Genomic DNA, 19,337 nt, shown 5'->3' with positions numbered 1-19,337 from the left:
GGGTGCGAACCCCGCGGCTCAGTCTGCATGGGCGAAAAGGAGTGAGAAAGCTTCCCGCCCCATTTTTGATCAAAATCTCGATACAGCTTGCACGAAAATATCACTCATTAAGCGGGCTTGTTCGCCTTCTTTTTGCTGTCGATGCTGCCCTGAGCATTCAGCGCGGTAATCAGCTTATCGCCCTCGACATCGAGGTTCGGCAGCAAACGGTCTAGCCATTTTGGCAGCCACCAAGCTTTATCTCCGAAGACAGCCATGACGGCTGGAACCAGCGTCATACGGACAATGAATGCATCGATAAGGATGCCAATAGCCAGCGCGAAGCCGATCTGTTTGATCATGGCATCAGGTGCGAAAATGAATCCGGCAAAGACGGATACCATAATGACAGCAGCGGCAAGAACAATGCGGCTTGCTTGATCATAGCCGTGTACGACACTGTCGGTTCCTCTATGGCCATGCACGTAAGACTCACGCATAGAGCTGACTAGGAAGACCTGATAATCCATCGCCAGTCCGTAAAGAATTCCGGTAACAAGGATTGGCATAAAGCTGAGCAGCGGGCCGCCTGTGTCAAAGCCGAAGAGCGAATGCATCCATCCCCACTGGTAAACCGCCGTGGTAAGGCCGAACGTTGCAAGTATGCTGAGAATAAAACCGACCGTCGCTTTAATTGGAACGATGATCGAGCGAAACACCAAGAGCAGAATAATAATGGACAGAATGACGATAATGCCGACATACAGAGGGAACGCCTCTGACAACTTAGACGACATATCAATATTAATCGCGGTGAATCCAGTAACGCCCAGCTTAACATCCGTATTTTGCGCAATGCTTGATTCTGGGGCACGCAGATCGTTTACTAGATCCTTCGTTGCTAAGTCCGTTGGTCCTGTTTTAGGAATCAGGCTAATAATCGCCATATTGCCCGTTTTGTTCACACCCATCAGTGTGACGAGTGAAACGTTGTCATGCTTTTGCAGCTCCTGAACGAGCTTGCCGAGTTTTTCAGGAGTGAATGTATCGGAGGCGTTTTGCGGCTCGCCCACCAGAAGCAGGGGACCGTTGAAGCCTTCTCCGAACCCTTTGGAAATCGCGTCATAACTTTGCCTAGCAGATGTATCCAGGTTTGCCGAAGCGCCAGAGGGAATCCCGAGCTCCATTTTCGTAACCGGAATTGCTGCCGTACCTAGAACGATAATCACTCCGATAATAATCAACCAGCGATATTTCACCGTTCCCTTAACCCAGCGAATGGAGAAGCCATTCTGAGTTTTATGGACAGAGCTGCTGTTTTTCATGCGGACTTTAGGCGAGCAGATACGTTCACCTACGAAACCAAGCAGGGCAGGCAGCAGAGTCAGGGCGAGCAGCACAGTGACGAAAACCGTCACACCAGCGACCATTGCCATCGTAGACAAGAACTCAATGCCAATGACGAGCATGCCGAACAAAGCAATAATAACGGTTAAGCCTGCAAAAAATACGGCGCTGCCAGCTGTACCAACCGCTCTGCTCGCAGCTTCACGCGCACTTAGTCCCTGATCTAAAATCATGCGGCGCTGACGATTTACAATAAATAGGGAATAGTCGATGCCGACAGCAAGTCCAATCATGATCGCCAAAATAGGCGTAATGTCATTGATCGGGATAAATTTCGAGAGGGCAAATGCGCCTCCAATACTGATCGCAACGCCAAAAATAGCGGTAAGCAGCGGCAGACCCGCAGCAACAACAGAGCCAAGTGTAATAATGAGTACAACGGCTGCAACGAGAAGACCGATTGCCTCTGTCGAACCGATGGCCGGCGTGCTCTTAAGCGAATCGCTAGGTATAGCTGTAATGCCGGAATTATTCTGCTCGACGGCAGTAACGGCGTTGATTACAGCATCTGGTACGGATTTGGGCAGTGACGCCTGCTGCTCGGTGAATTGGAACTGGAACAGGGCGAGACTACCGTCAGATGAGAGCATGACGCCAATTACAGGAACGCCATCTACTATCAACGGGCCATAAGGAGGTATTTCAGCGGTGCTTGTCTGGTTCGTTTGTGTTCCTTGATTTGCTTGTCCTGCCGCAGCGCCCATTTGGCTGCTGTCAGCAGCCGAAAGGCCAGCTTCCGCAGCCAATTTGGCAGGATTAATGACATAGTCTACATTATAAACGTCATTAACAGCCTTCTGGATTAAAGCTAACCGTTCCGGTGTATCTAAACGTTCTCCTTCTGGAACGGTAAAGGCTATGCTGGCTTGTCCGCCAGAAGCTTCGGGAAGCTCTTTCGTTAGTTGATCGAGTACCTTCTGCGATTCTGTACCGGCAATTTTCATTTCAGAGGTGGAATGAATGCCATTGACTGCGAGCATAGCGATTACGACTCCAAGAATAGCGATCCAGCTGATGAGGAACTGCCAGGGCTTGTCGTAAGCGGATTTCCCTAATTTGTACAAAAATGTTGACATGTGATGTTAATCTCCTTTATATCATGATGATTGGTGGTCAAAAGCGGCTAGAAGCCCTTTCGCAAATACTCGAACATCTCATTCAAATATTGATCGAATGGGATCGCAGCTGTCGGTTCAGCTTCTGTCTCACCCGGAAGCTGGACGTTCAGACTGCCGTCAAGTATTGGCACAAACGCTCCATAAACGGCGCCGACTAGAAGATGGGTATACCCGTCTTTATAACGTCCGCGGGCGAATGGTTCCAATGCTTCCTGAGCTGCCATTTGCAAACGGCGGAATACACCTAGGATATACGGTTCAAGTGTGGGGTACTGCTTGGAAAGGGAGATGAATTTGCGTATTTTAAGCAGAAACTCAGCAGTAAACTGCATCTGCATCAGGCTGTACAGCACATCAACCGGTGTTGCTGTTTGTGGCAAGCCCGCAAGTAATTTCTCATATTCCTCTATACTCGTTATGGGGACAGCGACTGCAGCAACGGCTTCTTCTTTACAGGAGAAATAGTTGGCGAACGTTCGTCTGGAATATCCGGCCTGCTGCACGACGTCGTCGACTACGAAGCCGTCCAAACCTTTTTCAAGCGCGAGCTCGAATGCGGCTTCGGCTAGGGCAGCGGCTGTGGCTTCTTTTTTCCTGTCACGCAAGGTTTGTTTAACAATCAATGACGATACCTCCTTTGTAAATTTTTATAAATGGGAAAAGTTTAACTTGTACAACTCCTATGAATATTATTGCCCAAAATGCAAAGATGCACAATGGGCAAGTTTTTCGAAATTGTGAACGTTACTGAGAGAATTGAACGTGATTTTCTATTGAAAGCAACTATTTCAAATTTTATAAATGTTGACAGATAATCGTATACTCGCTGCCTGCCAAGGTATTGAGCAGGTCCTTAGGCTTGTTTATTTGAATATAGTAATTAGGTTAATATATATTAAGTAGGTAATATGTATTACGAAAAGGTTTATTCTAAATCGATTTTTAATTGCGTTACTATAGTTAAGCTAATACTCGTTTTGCCGTTATTTTATGCTGTCGCAATCTCATATGAGCGTTTGAAAGAACTTTAATTAGGAGGCGGAATTTGGTGAGTCAATCACAATTGGACAATTTGCTAGAGAGCTTGGAGGCAGGGAGCCTGCTTACAGAACAAACATTTTCTGAACTGGATGCTGACCAATATTTAGATAAGCGTGATGCGAATGATGAAGAATGGATTACGGCTTCAAAGCGATGGGAGCTCGACGCTGATGGTACTGATGTGGAAGAGAGCGAACAAATACGTGCGGGGCGTGAACAAGCATTTAAGCAAGCATTCCGCTTGACAGAGAACCATGATTTGGCCGGGTATATAAGCGATGATATTCGTTTGATCTGTATGGCTTTAAAGCAGGACGGGGGCGAAGATCCGGTTATTAAGCATATGCTATCGTCCTATTTGCAAGGCCAATTGCCTTTCTTAAGCTAGATGCTGTATATGGAATAGTCGTGATGTGCCGCACCGTAACCGGTTCATTTAAGGCAGCTAGAACAAGGGACAACCCTTGTGCATAGCTGTCTTTTTTTTGCATCACTGCCGCTGCCTGAAGGCATAGTCGCTCTAGCTATTTTTCCCAGTAAAAAAATCAATCAGCCCATCCGTTAATTGTTGATGCGAGCGGCTAATAAATCGGTCTGTACAATACATCAGCTCCATATGACGCACAGGCGTAGGCCCTGTAAAAGGGATAGCTACAATGTCCAGACGTTCTGGAAATTGACGAAGCAAGCCCTTCGGCTGAATAGTAGCGCCTATCCCAGCAGAAACTAATTGCAGCAGCGAATGAGCCGAACTCGTTTCCATAACGGTAGCTAATTCAAATCCCTCTTTGATGCAAACCTCATCAACTAAATCACGACCGAGAAAGCCTTTCGGGTACATAACTAATGCATGCTGCTCCAGCTCCCGCAGGGTAATTTCCTTTCGTTTAGCGAGTTCGCTTGCTGCATGAACGAAGAGATGATAGGGCTCCGAGCCAAGCGGAACTTGGACTAATCTTTTATCTGGTGGGCCCTGCAAGCCAATGCCGATATCGACTTTATGGTTAAGCACTTCTTCTTGCACATGTATAGTGGAGAAAACCTGCAGCTGGATCTGAGGATATTTCGCTTTAAATGCAACGAACAGCGGGACAAGCTGAAAATCCAAATCCGAGGGCAGCACGGCCAGACGGACGTTGCCGCCTTCTCCAGATAGAAGCTCCTTTATCGCATTTTTGGCATCCCGTTCTGCTTGCAGCATCTTCACTCCATAATGCCAGAGGAGCTTGCCGGCTTCCGTTGCCACAACCTTTTTACCGATGCGGTCAAAAAGCGGCGTGCCGAGCTCGGCTTCAAGGATGCGAATTTGCTGGCTTAAAGTAGGCTGTGAGATGCCAAGCCTTTCGGCAGCCTTCGTAAAATGAAGCAGCTCAAATACGGCCATAAAGTATTGTATATTTCGATTGTCCATGCAGCGGCTCCTTTAAATGATAGTATTTTACTATCATAATAATATAAATTATAGGATTGATCAATGGATTGTGACACCATATACTTGATGAAGAGTTACAAAGCTAAAAAGAGAGAGGCAGCAGCTATGAAAAAATATTTTTTATTGTTAGCTATATTTATTGCAGCTTTAAATTTAAGACCGATTATTACATCGGTTGCTCCATTGCTTCGTACGATTCAAAATGATCTGGCAATGAGTGGGCTAACCGCAAGTCTGCTGACGACCTTGCCTGTATTATGCATGGGGATTTTTGCTCCAGCGGCAACCGCATTGCGTGATCGAATAGGGCTTGAGCGAACTATTTTCTTTGCATTATTTCTCATTACAGGGGCTACCGCTTTGCGGGGGATCGTTAGCTCCGTTTTTATACTGATTGTAACTGCGTTAGTTGGCGGTATCGGGATTAGCTTGGCAGGACCGCTGCTGTCTGGGTTTATTAAAAAGTACTTCCCCACCAAGCCCGGAATTGTCAGTGTTTATTCCGCCTCGATGACCGTAGGGGCAGCCATTGCCTCTGCTTTTGCAATACCATTATACAATCGAAGTAATCATAGCTTAACGCTGACTTTGTCATGCTGGGCTGTTTTCGGAGTGATTGCTTTAATCGTTTGGTCGGTTTTTCTTGGGAACAGGGGGAGTAATGGGGACAAGAGGAGCAAAGAAAGCTTAGTGCGATCTAGTTCGAAGCTTCCTTCAAGGCTGCCAATTCGCAATAAAAAAGCGGTTCTGTTGACCTTGTTTTTTGGATTAATGGCCAGTGTGTTTTATTCGGTTACGGCGTGGATTTCACCGATTGCTCTTAACTTCGGTTACAGCGCAGCAAGCGCGGCTATGCTCCTTACCGTTTTTACGATTATTCAAATTCCTGTATCGTTGACGATTCCCTTCCTTGTTGCTAGGTCAGGGAAACGGAGATTTTACCTGATCCTTTGCAGTGTGTCTGAGCTAATCGGGATTGTTATGCTGCTTTTCCAACTGCCAATGCTGCCAGCTGTAATATTGCTAGGCATTGGGGCGGGAGGGTTATTTCCACTAGCACTTATGCTGCCGATTGTCGAGACGGACACGCCGGAGGAAGCAGGGGCATGGTCGGCGATGTCTCAGTGTGGCGGCTACATCATTGGTGCAATGGGACCATTATTAATTGGGGCGATTTATGATAGTAGTGGAAGCTTTATGGCTGCGCTTGTTGCGATGCTTGCTGTTATTGTGGTGATGATTGGGGTGCAGGTGGTGATTACGGGGAGGAAAAGTGAGGGGGAGGTAAGTATATAAAGGTACTGAGTACCAGCATAAACATTCATCAAGGGGCCTTAACTAAACTGGGAGAGCGCATCGCTGGCAGCGATGAGGTCAGGGTTGAGGTTCCCCCTAGGCTCCGTACAAAAAGGAACGCTATCACATTACGTGATGGCGTTTTTTTATGGATTGCCAAGGGGGCAGACCGCGCGCACGAAGCGAATGCGGAGGAGCACGGCATCGAAATTTACCGCTGCGAATTGCTTCATTGAAACACATCGTTGACCATTCATTCGGAATTTTAATACCCCGGGGTTCAGTCCGCGCGGAGGTAGTGGTTGAGACGCTACGAGGAACAACATCAAACGCATGAGCACGTCGTCTGAATCTACCGCTAAAAGTCCTCATCGAGTCGGCTTCGTCAGCCATATAATCAGGATTCGGACATCCAATGCTATGCAGCCCGGTGACGGGTGAAGACGACTCACTCATGAAGATGAGGAACTGACGTAGGAAAGCTGTGTACGGGAAATACGCATGCACGGTTTGAGGGGGAGTCCGGGGGAATTAATTCCCCGTCTTACCCTACTTTTACATAGTGGAATGCCTAGGAGATGAAATCCAAGGCGTCTGAATCTTCTGCCAAAAGTTCTCGACGAGTACGGCTCATCAGCCTATAATCAAGGTTTTCTGTGTATAGGGTACTTTTCTACTTCATCCTTGGAATAGTATATCGATAATAACGATGAGTTTGGTTGTTATATTGCCGATTTCTGCTCAGTATTCTATGATCAATATAAGTGATTTTGAAGCGGATATTTTCGTTGAAGAGGGGGATAGCGATGGATTATCTGCAGGCGATTCAGCGTTTTGTTGATTCAGTGGAAGACCAAATCGAGGAACAAGTCGACATTGATCGGCTGATTGGAATGACCCATATCTCGAAGTTCCATTTCTATCGTCTCTTTACAGCAGTGGTCGGTATAACGGTATACGATTACATACGCAAAAGGAAGTTGATTTGGGCTGCTGCTGAATTAAGAAAAGATAGCGGCAGAATTTTGGATATTGCGGTTAAGTACGGTTTTGGCTCACAGGAGGTTTTTAGCCGCAATTTTAAAAAAATGTATCAGATTCCTCCCGCAAAATATCGTTCAAAGTATGCAGGCAAGAATCACCGGTTGGAGAAGCTGTCTTCGAGAATCGATTTAGAATCGATCTGGTTGGATATTAAAGCAAAACATGGTCATGTGGTCGTAACAGACCATCGTGAAAAGATTGAGAATTTACAGCTCGTCGGCATTGAACGACTGTCGTGCGACGAGAATGTGAGCACAATCTTTCCGTCTATCGAATCGTTCATTCAGCAAACTGAAGGAATTCCTAACCGGAAATCGGATACCGTATTCCGTCTGTGCTACGATATTACTTACATCGGCGAAACAGCTTATTTTAAGGAGATGGTTGCGGTCGAAGTGAAGGAGTGGGGGAGTATCCCGGCCGGAATGAAGCGAATCGAATTAAACGGGCTGAACATGATGAAGTTTGTACATCGGGGCAAGTTGTTTCAAACGAATAAGGACAACATTCTCTCAACCTACCATTTTTTATACCAATACCGCATTCCTGCTTCAAATGCGAAACTGACAGGCGAGCTTCTGCTTGAGAAGTATGCACCCACATTTCAATCTCCTTACTCAGACGATGCGGAGGTGGAAATTTACCTTTCGGTTCAGTAGCCCTTTCGATATATGTTGTAAATGAGAGCAATAAACGTCAAACGTGACCTGCAATTCTTTGCTACAGTAAGGGCAAGAATGAAAGGAAGTGAATGATGTGCGGTTTAATTCGAATGTCTGGTTAATAGCTGCTGTCTGTTTATTCTATTTGGTGCCAATTACTTCGAATCTCTATGTGTTGACGGCTTGGTTAGCGCCAGCTTTACTGCTGATCTATATGTATAGAGAGAGGGTGAAACATTCAGTCCCGATCGCGCTTGCGTTCGTTAGTGTCGTGATGATCATTTCCAATCGAAGCGTCATTCCTGGCGGTCTCGTAGTTGATTCAATCACGGTGTTGATTTCTACCGTTATGTTGATTGTGTTGCTGTTGTTAAATAAATGGGTGGTCACCCAAACCAGACATGCAGCAGCTTTGTTATTTTTTCCGTTGTTGATGACATCATTTGAGTATTTTGTAAGCTATGGGAACGTGTTCGGGACATTCAATTCTACCGCATATAGTCAATTGGCGATAAGACCCCTTGCGATGTTGGCATCTGTGTTTGGTATATGGGGGATCGTATTTATCCAGTATTTGTTCGCCTCGCTGCTGGCATATACGTTTCAATCCGGATTTCGCGAGGGTGTTGGACAACATAAACGGCTATTGATCAGTACAGTAACAGTATTATTACTATTTGTTGGAGGAGGCGTTGTGCTGGAATCGGGACAGAATCAGGCAAAAACGATCAAGGTGACAGGTATTACACCGGATCGGATCATATGGGATGACACAATACAACATTTATTCGACCAATGGGAAAAGAAAGGGTTTTATGATCAACTAGCGGAACATTCCGCATTAGTCGAACAGATAAACCGTATAAATGAAGGCTTATTCCTGCGTACTGAGCAGGAGCTCGACCGTGGTAGCAGCTTGATCAGTTGGTCGGAGGGAGCTTCGATTGTGTTGGAACAAGAGGAACAGGCATTTCTGAGACGTTTGCAGTCACTTTCGGCAGCGCACGGAGCGGTTTTGGTTGTAGGATATGTGAGAATAAACGCACCGGATGGAGCGAAGATGGATAACCAAGTGGTTATTATTGATGCAGATGGCATGATAAAAGCGGAATACTCTAAATTTTCTTTAGTACCCGGGGAGGAGCGCTACTTCCATAAAGGCGAAGAGGCAGTGCCAGTTGTCGAGACTGCCATTGGGAAAATTGCGGTAGCGATCTGCTTCGATGCGGATTTCCCACACCGAATTCGCGAAGCCGGATTACACAATCCTGATATATTCATTATTCCATCCAGCGATTGGGAGTCGATTACACCTTATCACACGGAAATCAGCGCTTTTCGAGCGATTGAAAATCAGATGCCGGTTCTGCGCGTCACACATGCCGGAATGAGTGCGGTATACGATGCGAAGGGTCGGAAGGTCTCAGAAATGAACGATTTGGATAGCGATCACGGCATTGTCTTCAAGGCGGAGCTTCCTCTATCAGATCGGAAACATACCGTATACAAGATCATCGGCGATCTATTACCTTTACTGAGCGGAGCTGCAGCTCTACTGATTCTTACTATTACCGTAGCAGTAACAATCAACAGCAAAATGCGTAAAGCACGAACAACATAGATATGTTTGGGTAGCGATACTGAGCTTAACGAGAGAACAACGATCCCCTGCACTTTAGTGCAGAAGCGTTGGATCGGCTACACTAAGTTGGACAGAAAAAATAAGGGCTTGTAGAATAAACCTATCATGTTAAGGAGCGAATCTCTACAATGCCAAAACAACAACGATGTACCTTTACAGCAGAGTTCAAAAAACAAATGGTGGGACGCTATGAAAATGGGAAATCCAGAGCAGCCCTTGTGGAGGAATAAGAACGAGCCACTGAAGACGATGTCACCGAAGCTATTGTGGATATCTTTCACAAGAATCGAAAAGCTACGGCACACGCAAGATCAAAGTGAAGCTCCATGAGCGTGGGCTGATCGTCTCCAGAACTCGCATTGGAGACATCATGAAAAAGCAAGGGCTCGTTTCCACCTACACGGTGGCACAATATAAGCCTCATAAAACGGCATGTAACGAAGCAACGACGGCGAATGTTTTAAAGCGGGTGTTTGAGCAAACGGAAGCCAAACGCTTCGTCGTCAGTGATTTGACGTATGTGAAAGTCCAGAACCGATGGCATTACAGTTGTGTGCTGGTGGATCTGTTTAATCGAGAAATCATTGGTCATAGTTCAGGCCCGAGTGAGGACACTGCTCTGATTACCCGTGCCTTCGCGACCGTTAAGGGTGATCTACATCAGATTCAATGGTTTCATACCGACCGTGGCAGTGAGTTCAAAAATCAAAAGATGGACGAGCTTCTGGAGACGTTTGAAATCGGTCGATCGCTAAGTATGAAAGGCTGTCCATACGACAACGCGGTGGCTGAAGCCACCTATAAGATTATGAAAACAGAGTTTGTGAACCAGATGAACCTCGAGAGCCTTCGTCACTTGGAACTCGAACTATATGATTACGTCAACTGGTTCAACAAGCATCGCATCCATGGAACCTTAGGCTATATGACGCCTGTTCAGTATCGCCAAGAAGCCCTTAAAAAAGTTGTCTGATTTACTGTGGACAATCCAATTTAAGGATTCTGAAGAAATAAAGAAATTACATGAGGAGATCGTAACGGATCTCAGCTAGAGCTTTAATGGTTGTTCTGGGTAGTGAAACCAACTATGGCGGCAGAGAGCATCACTGGCAGCTAAGGGGTCATCTAGAGAAAATAGTGTTAGTATAAATGGACATTGGGGATTTTTTAAACTAAAGATGAAGTCGAAAAGCCGCATCAACAGGATACTGTTCATGTGGCTTTTATCGTATGAAATTCAAGCTAGAAGGAGTATGGGGAATTAAGCTCAAATTCGCTCAATCTTTATTGGACTGTCAGATTTAAAACGCAGTGCAGCGAAAAATGCGCTCAGGCCGTCTAATAGGTGGAGGTGATAATTCAGTGAAGCTGGCCGGCTCGAATAACAAGGGGAATTTCCCGAAAGATCCCTCTCAAGCTCTAGAGCAGCTGATGGAAAGCTTTGGCTCGACGATCATGCGCACCGCTTATTTTTATACCGGAGATCAGCATCTTGCCGAGGATATCAGTCAGGAGGTATTTCTTCGCGCTTATCGCAACTGGAACTCGTTTCGTGGAGATAGCGCGGTTAAAACCTGGTTGACGACGATAGCTATCAACGTTTGCCGGGACAAGATGGGCGTGCGGATGTTTACGGAACAGCCGACCGATCCGAGCCTGATGGAGCGGGGACGGATATTCAACGTGGAAGAAGAAGCACTTAAAAGATTGCAGAAAAGCGAGATTTTGCGGCATATGCTGCGTCTGCCTCTGCCGTATCAGGAGGCTTTGTATTTATATTATTATCTGGATTTGGACACACGGGAAATTGCGAAAGCGACGTCGTCGCCAGAGGGTACCGTGAGAAACAGACTGCACCGGGCGCGCGAGGCGTTGGCTCGGGAAATGCGTAAGGAGGAGACAACCGATGACGGACATGGAGCGTAATTTACGTCAAAATTTGCAAAAGGAGTTGGATGATATGTTGTTCTCTAAAATGGAATTGAGCGATAGCGTTAAACGGAAGATCAGGAATCAAGCCGCCGCGGAGCAGAGAAGCCGCCGCCGCTTCGTTCTTCCGAAAGTCTGGACTGCAGGAGCGGCAGCGCTGGTCGCGGCAGTCGTCATAGTGACGGGATTGCCGATGCTGCAAGACCCCGCCGCAGTCCCGACGCCAACGGATAATTCGCCCGGAATCGTGCTGCCCGGAAACGGAGGAGCCACAGGTTCGGAGTTGTCCCAATTGATTACAACTCCCTTAGGAACGGTGGAGGCAGCAAAAGCAGCTTTCGGTTCCGGTGTGCTTGTTCCTCAAGTCGCCCCGGAAGGCTTCAAGCTGGCTGATATCGTCGGCGTGGGAATGAAGGACCAACCGCTCAGAGATTTAAACTTCACATACGGCTCGGGTGATAAGACGGTGACGTTCAGCGCGAGCCGCATGCCGGCGGCGTTCCCGACGGACCTGTTCACACAGACTAAAGTGGGCGGAGCGGACGGCTTTATTTTCGAGCAAGCCGAGTTCACGGAGCTGTTCTGGGTGGTTGACGGCATTCAGTATGGCGTGTCCGGTCCGATTTCGGGCGACGAGGCCATGAAGGTAGCCGAATCGGTGGAGCCTTAATGAGTTGATGCGTGTATATCGTGAATGAATGGAACGCCCCACCCGTCGAATGCTAGATAAATTGGGGTAGTGTAATATCCCCATACGGGAAACCGCATCGCTGGCAGCGATGAGGTCAGGGGTGAGGGTCCCCCTAGGCTCCATAGAGAAAAATCCTTTAAACACAAGGATCTTGGTATTATCCCCTTTAAGTAGACACTCAAAAAACCCCTCATGTTATCATGAAGGAAAGAGTGACCTTGTAGGGGAGTTTCTTATGGCTAAAAAAGGACAAGTGTTCCAACAGTATGCGGAGGCATTCAAGCTGGTTGCAGTCCAGTTATATGTAGAGGGTTCAGAGAGCTATCTAATCCCTTCAAGACTTGGCTATGAAATGAACAAAGATCGTCATGCTTATTGGGCCGTTGGGTCGAATAGGTGACGATCTTTATTTGTGTTTCCTATTTAAATTCGATCAGTTTCCTCTGCGATGACCCCATATAGATCGTTATAGTCATCACAAGACTATAAATGTAAGGGTGATCCATTATCCGCAGCAAATGAATATGATAACATTTTTAATGTAAGCGGTATCATTTCGAGGTGCGAATCCACGATACCCTATAACATAATTTGAAGGGGCGAGAACAGGATGAGAAGTAAGCTTACAGCATCATTTTTTTATTATGTAATGGGTTTTAGTTTCATTGTCATGCTAGTTGTGTTGTTCTACACACCTACGTCAGCATATGCGGCCAATTATTACATAAGTAATAATGCCTGCAACAATGAGAACACGGGGAACTCTGGAACGCTCACGGCTGGAAATGAAGGTCCATGGTGTGATTTCACGAATGTAAATGCCAAGACATTTGCAGCAGGTGACACAATTTTTCTGGAGCGGGGTGGCAGTTGGACGCAAGAGTTCAAGCCTAGCGGAGGTACCGGCACGCCAAGCAGTTGGATTGTTGTCGATGCTTATGGCACAGGTGATCGTCCTGTCATTCGTGGCAGCAACAACGCGACGGATAAGACGCTTACGTTACTGAATGCTGATTTCTGGGAAGTCCGCAATTTGGAGTTCAGTCATGCAGGCATAGGACCGCAGTTTCTGTACTCGACAACCGGCCATCAAGGCATTGTTTTTCGAAATAATTATATCCATAGCATGGTGGGAGGGCCTAATGCAATCGCGGTGCAAGTCCGAAGTGCTGATAACGCGGTTACTCCATCTTCAGGTCAGTGGCTGGTGAAGGATGTAGAGATTTCGCATAACGAGATCGGGCCAACAACCTCTTATGGGATTGTTGTCATGCATAATAACTCTGCTGCACCGACGAGCACATTCCAAAACGTACTAATTAAAAATAACGAACTGCAGGACATTTCCGCCAAAGCTCTCGTATTTATGAGTACAAAAAATTCGTATTGGATTGACAATCGGATAGACAAAGCGGCCAACGCAAATCAGAGTGGTGGAACGACGGCAAGCTTTCTATTCGGGACTCAGAATATGACGATAGCCAATAATCTGTTTTTAAATACACCAGACACGGGCTCGACTGATCAATCCGCGATTGATAACGAAGGGAAAAATGACTCAAATAATTTCAGAGGCAATTATTTTGCTAATAATTATGGAGGAGCTTTGGAATGGCTGCTATGTAATTGTGTCGTTCCCGACAGGTTCGGTACTGATTTTAATAGCAACAATGAGGTGATAGGCAACACGTTCGTCCGTAATGGGGGAGGGGCCATTTGGGCAACGAGCGATACGGGGCAAACAACTGGAACCATTAAAGACAGCCTGTTCTTCGAGAATGAATTCATTATTGATGAAAGTAAATTTATCGAATGGTCGGAAATATCGAATAATGTGTTCATTCCGGCCGCTAGCAAAATCAACAATGCTGCGAATGAGTTTGGAGCGACAGGAACTACAGGAAACTGGTCGTACCAATTGTTCGATGGTACTAGCTATGCGAGCTTGACGTATGACCTGGCGGAGAAATGGTACGGGACTGCTGGCGGTCATATTTCACAGTTTAATCTAAGCGCTTCCGATTCAGCGGACCATTGGATCTCTAACGCATGGACAGCTCCATATAATGGCGTGATTAGTATTCGAGGGCAAGTATTTAAGAATGAAATCGGTGGTGACGGTGCACTAGCCCGCATAACTAAAAACGGTCAAGTCATTTGGCCAGCCGGTAATGCTGCACAGTTAATCGCATCCGACGATTTGGCAGGATACGCGACGAATTTGGATGCGATCTCTGTTAACCAGAATGATGTTATACGGTTTGAGGTTAATAATGGCGGGACGAGCACAGACCATGATGTGATCAGTTGGGCACCAACAGTAGCTTTTACAAATGGCGGACATGATTCTGCAAGTGATTCCATGCTGCCTGGTGCTATTACGGACCTTGCGATTAGTTCCATCGATCATAACAAGGCGGTATTAACTTGGACGGCATCAGGAAGCGATGGGGCAACAGGCACAGCGAGTCGTTATGATATCCGTTACTCGACTTCGCCGATTACCGATGCGAATTGGTCAAGTGCTACAAGAGTAGGAAATAGACCATTCCCTGAATCGTCCGGAACTTCACAGTCCGTTACCGTGCCTTTTTTAACGGCCGATAGCCTATATTATTTTGCTGTGAAAACAGTAAATGGCATTCCTAATGAATCTCTTTTATCCAACGTAGCAAGCGCTTCCACTTTAGCAGATATTACTGAGCTCGTTAATCCCGGATTTGAAGAGGGGATAGCGCCATGGGCTGCACAAGGGGCTTCCATTGATGTGAGCAATATCTATGCACATTCGGGGAATTATTCGCTTTGGGCCTTTAATCGAACGGATACTTGGGCGGGAGCCAATCAAGACATTACAAGCTTACTAAATGTAAAAGGACCAGGTAATTATTCCTTTGGGACATGGGCGAAGTACGCTAATAACTCAGCCGGGGGATTTGTAACGATAAATATTACGGATAGCGCGGGGTCACGATGGTTTACGGCACCTATAACGATGATAAGCCATGAGCATTTTACTGAGATCACAGGTGTTGAGAATATTACATGGACAGGCACGGTTAGCAGCGCAATGATGTATTTTCAGTCAGACGGTTCGCTAGATGATGTCTATTTGGATGATTTCTTTATCAACAAGGTTACGGAGTCCAGCAATGAGTCGACGCTTGTTGGTGACGACCAAATATACAGTGGGGCAGAGTTTGGGCTAACGTACGGACTGAAAGATTTTAATGTGAATGGGTTTGAAAACATCTACGCGCAGGACCTGGTAATTACATTTGATTCAACGAAGCTAGAATTTATCGATGCTATTTCTTTGAAGTCAGGATTTGCTGTGCTTAGCCATCAGGCAGTTGAACCCGGGAAAGTAAGAGTCATTGCAGCAGCACAAGGGACGGGTTTTGCACCTAACGGGGATTGGTTGAAATTTACGTTCAAAGCCAAGCCTTTGACTCAGATCACAGAAGCGGTCACCGCCTTAAGTGACATTGTGGTTGCAAACAGTCAAGGAGATGAGTTTGAAGTGGCAGGCATTTCTCATGCGGTTCAGATTCAACAACGAGGAGACCTAAACGCGGATAGCAGGATCAGTATAGGCGACCTTGCTATAATTGGCTCCTATTATGGGAAAACGTCCGCCGATGCGAACTGGAACAGTACGTATATGAAGGCCGATTACAATCAAGACAATGTGATTGATATTGCGGATATGGCCGCGATCGCTCAGCTAATATTAAACTGAAATGATGAGAGGGACAGCGATGATGCTGTCTCTCTCGATTTCCATAAAAGGATGGGGTCCATTAATGAAAAATAGATGGCTGAAATTAAGCTTAGTCATTTCTCTAGCTATTGCTGTTTTTGTACCGAATCAAGCATCAGCAGCACCAGTGCCAGTGCCTTCTTATTCCTTAATGCCTTCGACACTGTCGATTCAGGCTGGCAGCGAGTTCACGGTTAGAGTCGAAGGCAGCAACATCGTCGATCTGTATGGCTATGAGGTAAACCTAACGTACGATTCAACTCGCCTACAGCTTCAGGAAACCAAAGATAAGATTGGCAGTTTTGCTATTGATCCTATCGTTACTCAAAATCGAATTCAATATGCGAGCACCAAGATCGGTCCAGTGCAGGGCGACAATGGATCGTTTACATTAAGTGAATTTAAATTTAAGGCGATCGCTACTGGTGCCTCTTCCATTTCTTTAACGTCTGTCAAGGCGATTAATAGTCAATTGTTATCGACCGTACAATATCCCACAGCTGGAGTTAGCATTCAGATTAGCTCAGATTCTTCTGTCAGCGGCAGTGAAGTCATACAGGGGAATAGCACCGGTTCAACTCCCGTGAAAATAATCGATCAAATTGCTGTTGCGAAAGCTGATTCCAATCAAAAATTCGTTTCTATTCTAAATAGCGAAATTGGAAGCCTGCCGCTTAAAGTACAAACGCCACTTCTGACGATCAACGTCAAGCCGGAAGTGATACAAGCATTGAGAAACCAGTTGGGGAATGTAAAGGATGCCTTACTGAAGGTTGAATTTCTTCCCCTAGTCGATGAGAGCGGAATTGCGGAAACGATGCTGAAGCAGCAGCATGCTAAGGTGAAAATCATTGGACAGCCATATGATATTAGCCTTGTGCTTGTTGCCCCTGATGGGCGGAAAGCCACAGCGGGGCAAGTAGAGTCTGGCATAGAGCTTGTTTTCTCTTACTTGGACAAAGAAGTGGATAGCGAGCTTTTAGGTGTCTATTATTTCAACGAGGCAGCTAGTAGTTGGGAGTATGTGGGTGGTACTCTCGACGCTCTAACAGGTAGGGTAGCTGTTTCGCTTGATCATTTGAGCAAATATGTTTTGCTGGAGTACAACAAAACCTTCAAGGATATTCCTGCTGCCCACTGGGCATCCCGAACGTTACAGATCATGGCAGCCCGGCATATAGTTCAAGGTGTGACGGATGACGAGTTTAAGCCAAACTCATCCACGACTAGAGCCGAATTCACATCGTTATTAGTCAGAGCACTTGGTATGAAATCAGAAGGTGCAGCTGTTACTTCTTCATTATTTGCCGACGTTGCAGCTGGGGCCTGGTATGCGGGCGACGTGGAAATGGCTTACGAAGCAGGGTTAATCAACGGAATTTCTGAAGGGCGATTCGTCCCAAATGCTAAGATTACACGCGAGCAGATGGCTGCCCTTATCGTAAGGGCATTCGAATGGAAAACCAAGAAAGCTATGCAATCATTGGATGAGCCAGTAAGGTATCGTGACGCTAACACTGTTTCCGGTTGGGCAGCCAAAGAAGTTGAAATGGCACTTGCTGCGGGTTTAATGAGAGGTAAGCCAGGCGAGCTATTTGATCCAAAGGCGAATTCGCTTCGTGTTGAAGCGGCGCAGGTTATGATGAATCTCTTGAACCAAATATCCATACTTGAAGGACTATAAATGTAATAACAGACCATTAAGATTGAAAATCGGATTGGATATAATAAACTTGTTCATCTTTACTATCAGGAGGAGATACTATGAAGCTAACTTTTCAGGAATATAAAAGTAAATTGGAAGGCTGTTGGTTAGGGAAAAATATTGGAGGGACGCTCGGGGCCCCTTTTGAATGTAAACGCGGCGTATTCGATGTTTCGTTTTATACACAGGAGCTGTACGGGGAGCCTTTGCCGAATGATGATTTGGATTTGCAGCTGATCTGGTTGAATGCCGCCGAAAAATATGGAAGCGCTTTGAATGCACATATATTAGGCGAGTATTGGATTTCTTATATCTCTCCTAATATGGGAGAGTATGGAGCAGGGAAAAATAACCTGCGTGCAGGAATTGTGCCTCCATTATCTGGCTACAATCATAACCTGTATCGTGATAGCAACGGTGCATTCATACGCTCCGAAATTTGGGCCTGCCTTGCACCCGGGCATCCGGAAATTGCCGTTAAATACGCCTATGAGGATGCAATCGTCGATCACAGCCATGAAGGAGTCTATGCGGAGGTATTTTGCGCAGCTATCGAAAGTGCAGCTTTCGTAGAAAGCGATACTTACCGATTAATAGACATCGGGCTATCCTATATCCCAGAAGATTCCGGCATTGCAAAGGCCGTACAAACGGCCATTCATTCTTATCAATCTGGAGCTACGTGGCAAGAAGCAAGAATACAGGTATTAACGGCGGTACCTGGAAGCTTCGGGCTGCTGAGTACTTCCGCGATACAGCCTCAAGCTGAAGGTGATATTCCAGTAGGGCCTATCGGTTACGATGCTCCTAGCAATGTTGGCATTATGATTATCGGTTGGTTATATGGTGAAGGTGATTTCGAGAAAAGTATTTGCATCGCCACGAATTGTGGAGAAGACGCAGACTGTACAGCAGCCACGATTGGGTCCATTATGGGTATTATTCTTGGCAAAGAGGGGCTTCCTGCGAAATGGCTCGATCCGATTGGCGACTCCATCAAGACCATAACGCTCAATGTATGTGATCAAGGGACACGTATTCCTTCCACTGTCGGAGAGCTGACTGAACGAGTGATGCGGCTTGCTCCTGAATTTTTAGGCTCCGAGTATTGCGACCTGCTTCATGCAGGGGAAGGTTATCTGATTGACATGAATGAAGGTGACGAGCTTCTTGATCATCCGGTTCACATTAATGCATGGAAAGACAGAAGCTTCAAAGACACGCTAACCCTTAGTCCTTTTACGGTAAAATATGACTTTTCTATTTTCAACGCATTCTTGTTTTATGGACAGGAACCAGTGGTGAGCGAAGGAAAGCCTCGTACCTTTAAGCTGTTGATTGAAAATAATTTATACATGCAGCAATTTATTCAGGTGAAATGGCATGTTCCAGCTGATTGGGAAGTAACACCGGGGGCACATCTGGGCTTTCCTCTAGAGCACTATCATTGCAATATCGGCATGACAGAAATTGAGTTTACTGTAACCGGTCATGGGCTCTCACAACCGAGATATGACCTCTTGATAGAGGTGACATCTGTAGGCCGTCCTACCAAAGGGATAATCCCTATTGTATTAATAAATAACGGCTATTGATTCATGATAAGATGATATTGAAAAAAAGTAAGC

General features: G+C 46.1%; 13 protein-coding genes, 1 tRNA gene and 1 pseudogene. 12 read left to right on the top strand and 3 right to left on the bottom strand.

Annotation, left to right across the window (positions count from 1 at the left end):
- Window positions 1-107 precede the first annotated feature (107 nt).
- Together MHB80_RS18445 and MHB80_RS18440 are read right to left on the bottom strand one after the other, a co-directional pair.
- Window positions 108-2,462: an MMPL family transporter gene (locus tag MHB80_RS18445; protein WP_341278344.1), complete on the bottom strand. Its 2,355-nt coding sequence runs from the start codon at window positions 2,460-2,462 to the stop codon at window positions 108-110.
- Between the two features lie 47 nt (window positions 2,463-2,509).
- Window positions 2,510-3,127 carry a TetR/AcrR family transcriptional regulator gene (locus MHB80_RS18440; RefSeq protein WP_341278343.1) on the bottom strand — a complete coding sequence of 206 codons (618 nt, stop codon included), beginning with the start codon at window positions 3,125-3,127 and terminating at the stop codon, window positions 2,510-2,512.
- Window positions 3,128-3,552: 425 nt separating this feature from the next.
- On the opposite strand from MHB80_RS18440, the gene MHB80_RS18435 reads away from it, so the two are divergent.
- Window positions 3,553-3,933: a hypothetical protein gene (locus MHB80_RS18435; RefSeq protein ID WP_341278342.1), complete on the top strand. Its 381-nt coding sequence runs from the start codon at window positions 3,553-3,555 to the stop codon at window positions 3,931-3,933.
- 132 nt (window positions 3,934-4,065) lie between these two features.
- On the opposite strand, the gene MHB80_RS18430 is transcribed toward MHB80_RS18435, so the two are convergent.
- Window positions 4,066-4,956: a LysR family transcriptional regulator gene (locus MHB80_RS18430; protein ID WP_341278341.1), complete on the bottom strand. Its 891-nt coding sequence runs from the start codon at window positions 4,954-4,956 to the stop codon at window positions 4,066-4,068.
- Window positions 4,957-5,082: 126 nt separating this feature from the next.
- On the opposite strand from MHB80_RS18430, the gene MHB80_RS18425 reads away from it, so the two are divergent.
- The 11 genes and pseudogenes from MHB80_RS18425 (at window position 5,083) to MHB80_RS18375 (ending at window position 19,304) form a co-directional block, all read left to right on the top strand.
- Complete coding sequence (locus tag MHB80_RS18425; RefSeq protein ID WP_341278340.1) at window positions 5,083-6,273, top strand: MFS transporter; 1,191 nt, start codon at window positions 5,083-5,085, stop codon at window positions 6,271-6,273.
- 32 nt (window positions 6,274-6,305) lie between these two features.
- Window positions 6,306-6,379: transfer RNA gene (locus MHB80_RS18420), tRNA-Ala, on the top strand.
- A gap of 700 nt (window positions 6,380-7,079) precedes the next feature.
- Window positions 7,080-7,976, top strand: a complete 897-nt coding sequence (locus MHB80_RS18415; RefSeq protein WP_341278339.1) for a helix-turn-helix domain-containing protein — start codon at window positions 7,080-7,082, stop codon at window positions 7,974-7,976.
- Window positions 7,977-8,064: 88 nt separating this feature from the next.
- A complete protein-coding gene (locus tag MHB80_RS18410; protein WP_341278338.1) occupies window positions 8,065-9,600 on the top strand; it encodes a nitrilase-related carbon-nitrogen hydrolase in 1,536 nt (511 codons plus the stop codon).
- A gap of 313 nt (window positions 9,601-9,913) precedes the next feature.
- A pseudogene (locus tag MHB80_RS18405) lies at window positions 9,914-10,594 on the top strand (IS3 family transposase); the annotation flags it as partial.
- Window positions 10,595-10,983: 389 nt separating this feature from the next.
- A complete protein-coding gene (locus MHB80_RS18400) occupies window positions 10,984-11,547 on the top strand; it encodes a sigma-70 family RNA polymerase sigma factor (RefSeq protein ID WP_341278337.1) in 564 nt (187 codons plus the stop codon).
- The gene (locus MHB80_RS18395) at window positions 11,528-12,220 is read left to right on the top strand and encodes a DUF4367 domain-containing protein (RefSeq protein ID WP_341278336.1); all 693 of its coding nucleotides are present in this window, start codon (window positions 11,528-11,530) and stop codon (window positions 12,218-12,220) included. The genes MHB80_RS18400 and MHB80_RS18395 overlap by 20 nt, the downstream gene beginning before the upstream one ends.
- A gap of 256 nt (window positions 12,221-12,476) precedes the next feature.
- The gene (locus MHB80_RS18390; protein WP_341278335.1) at window positions 12,477-12,641 is read left to right on the top strand and encodes a hypothetical protein; all 165 of its coding nucleotides are present in this window, start codon (window positions 12,477-12,479) and stop codon (window positions 12,639-12,641) included.
- Window positions 12,642-12,851: 210 nt separating this feature from the next.
- Entirely contained in the window at window positions 12,852-15,983 is a 3,132-nt protein-coding gene (locus tag MHB80_RS18385; protein WP_341278334.1) for a carbohydrate binding domain-containing protein, read from the top strand.
- A gap of 64 nt (window positions 15,984-16,047) precedes the next feature.
- Entirely contained in the window at window positions 16,048-17,688 is a 1,641-nt protein-coding gene (locus tag MHB80_RS18380) for an S-layer homology domain-containing protein (protein WP_341278333.1), read from the top strand.
- Window positions 17,689-17,768: 80 nt separating this feature from the next.
- The gene (locus MHB80_RS18375) at window positions 17,769-19,304 is read left to right on the top strand and encodes an ADP-ribosylglycohydrolase family protein (RefSeq protein WP_341278332.1); all 1,536 of its coding nucleotides are present in this window, start codon (window positions 17,769-17,771) and stop codon (window positions 19,302-19,304) included.
- Window positions 19,305-19,337 lie beyond the last annotated feature (33 nt).

Origin of the sequence: Paenibacillus sp. FSL H8-0537 (genome assembly GCF_038051995.1) — a bacterium.
Taxonomy (GTDB): domain Bacteria; phylum Bacillota; class Bacilli; order Paenibacillales; family Paenibacillaceae; genus Pristimantibacillus.
The sequence above is the reverse complement of the archived record's forward strand: the minus strand, read 5'-3'. Positions and strand labels throughout refer to the sequence as shown.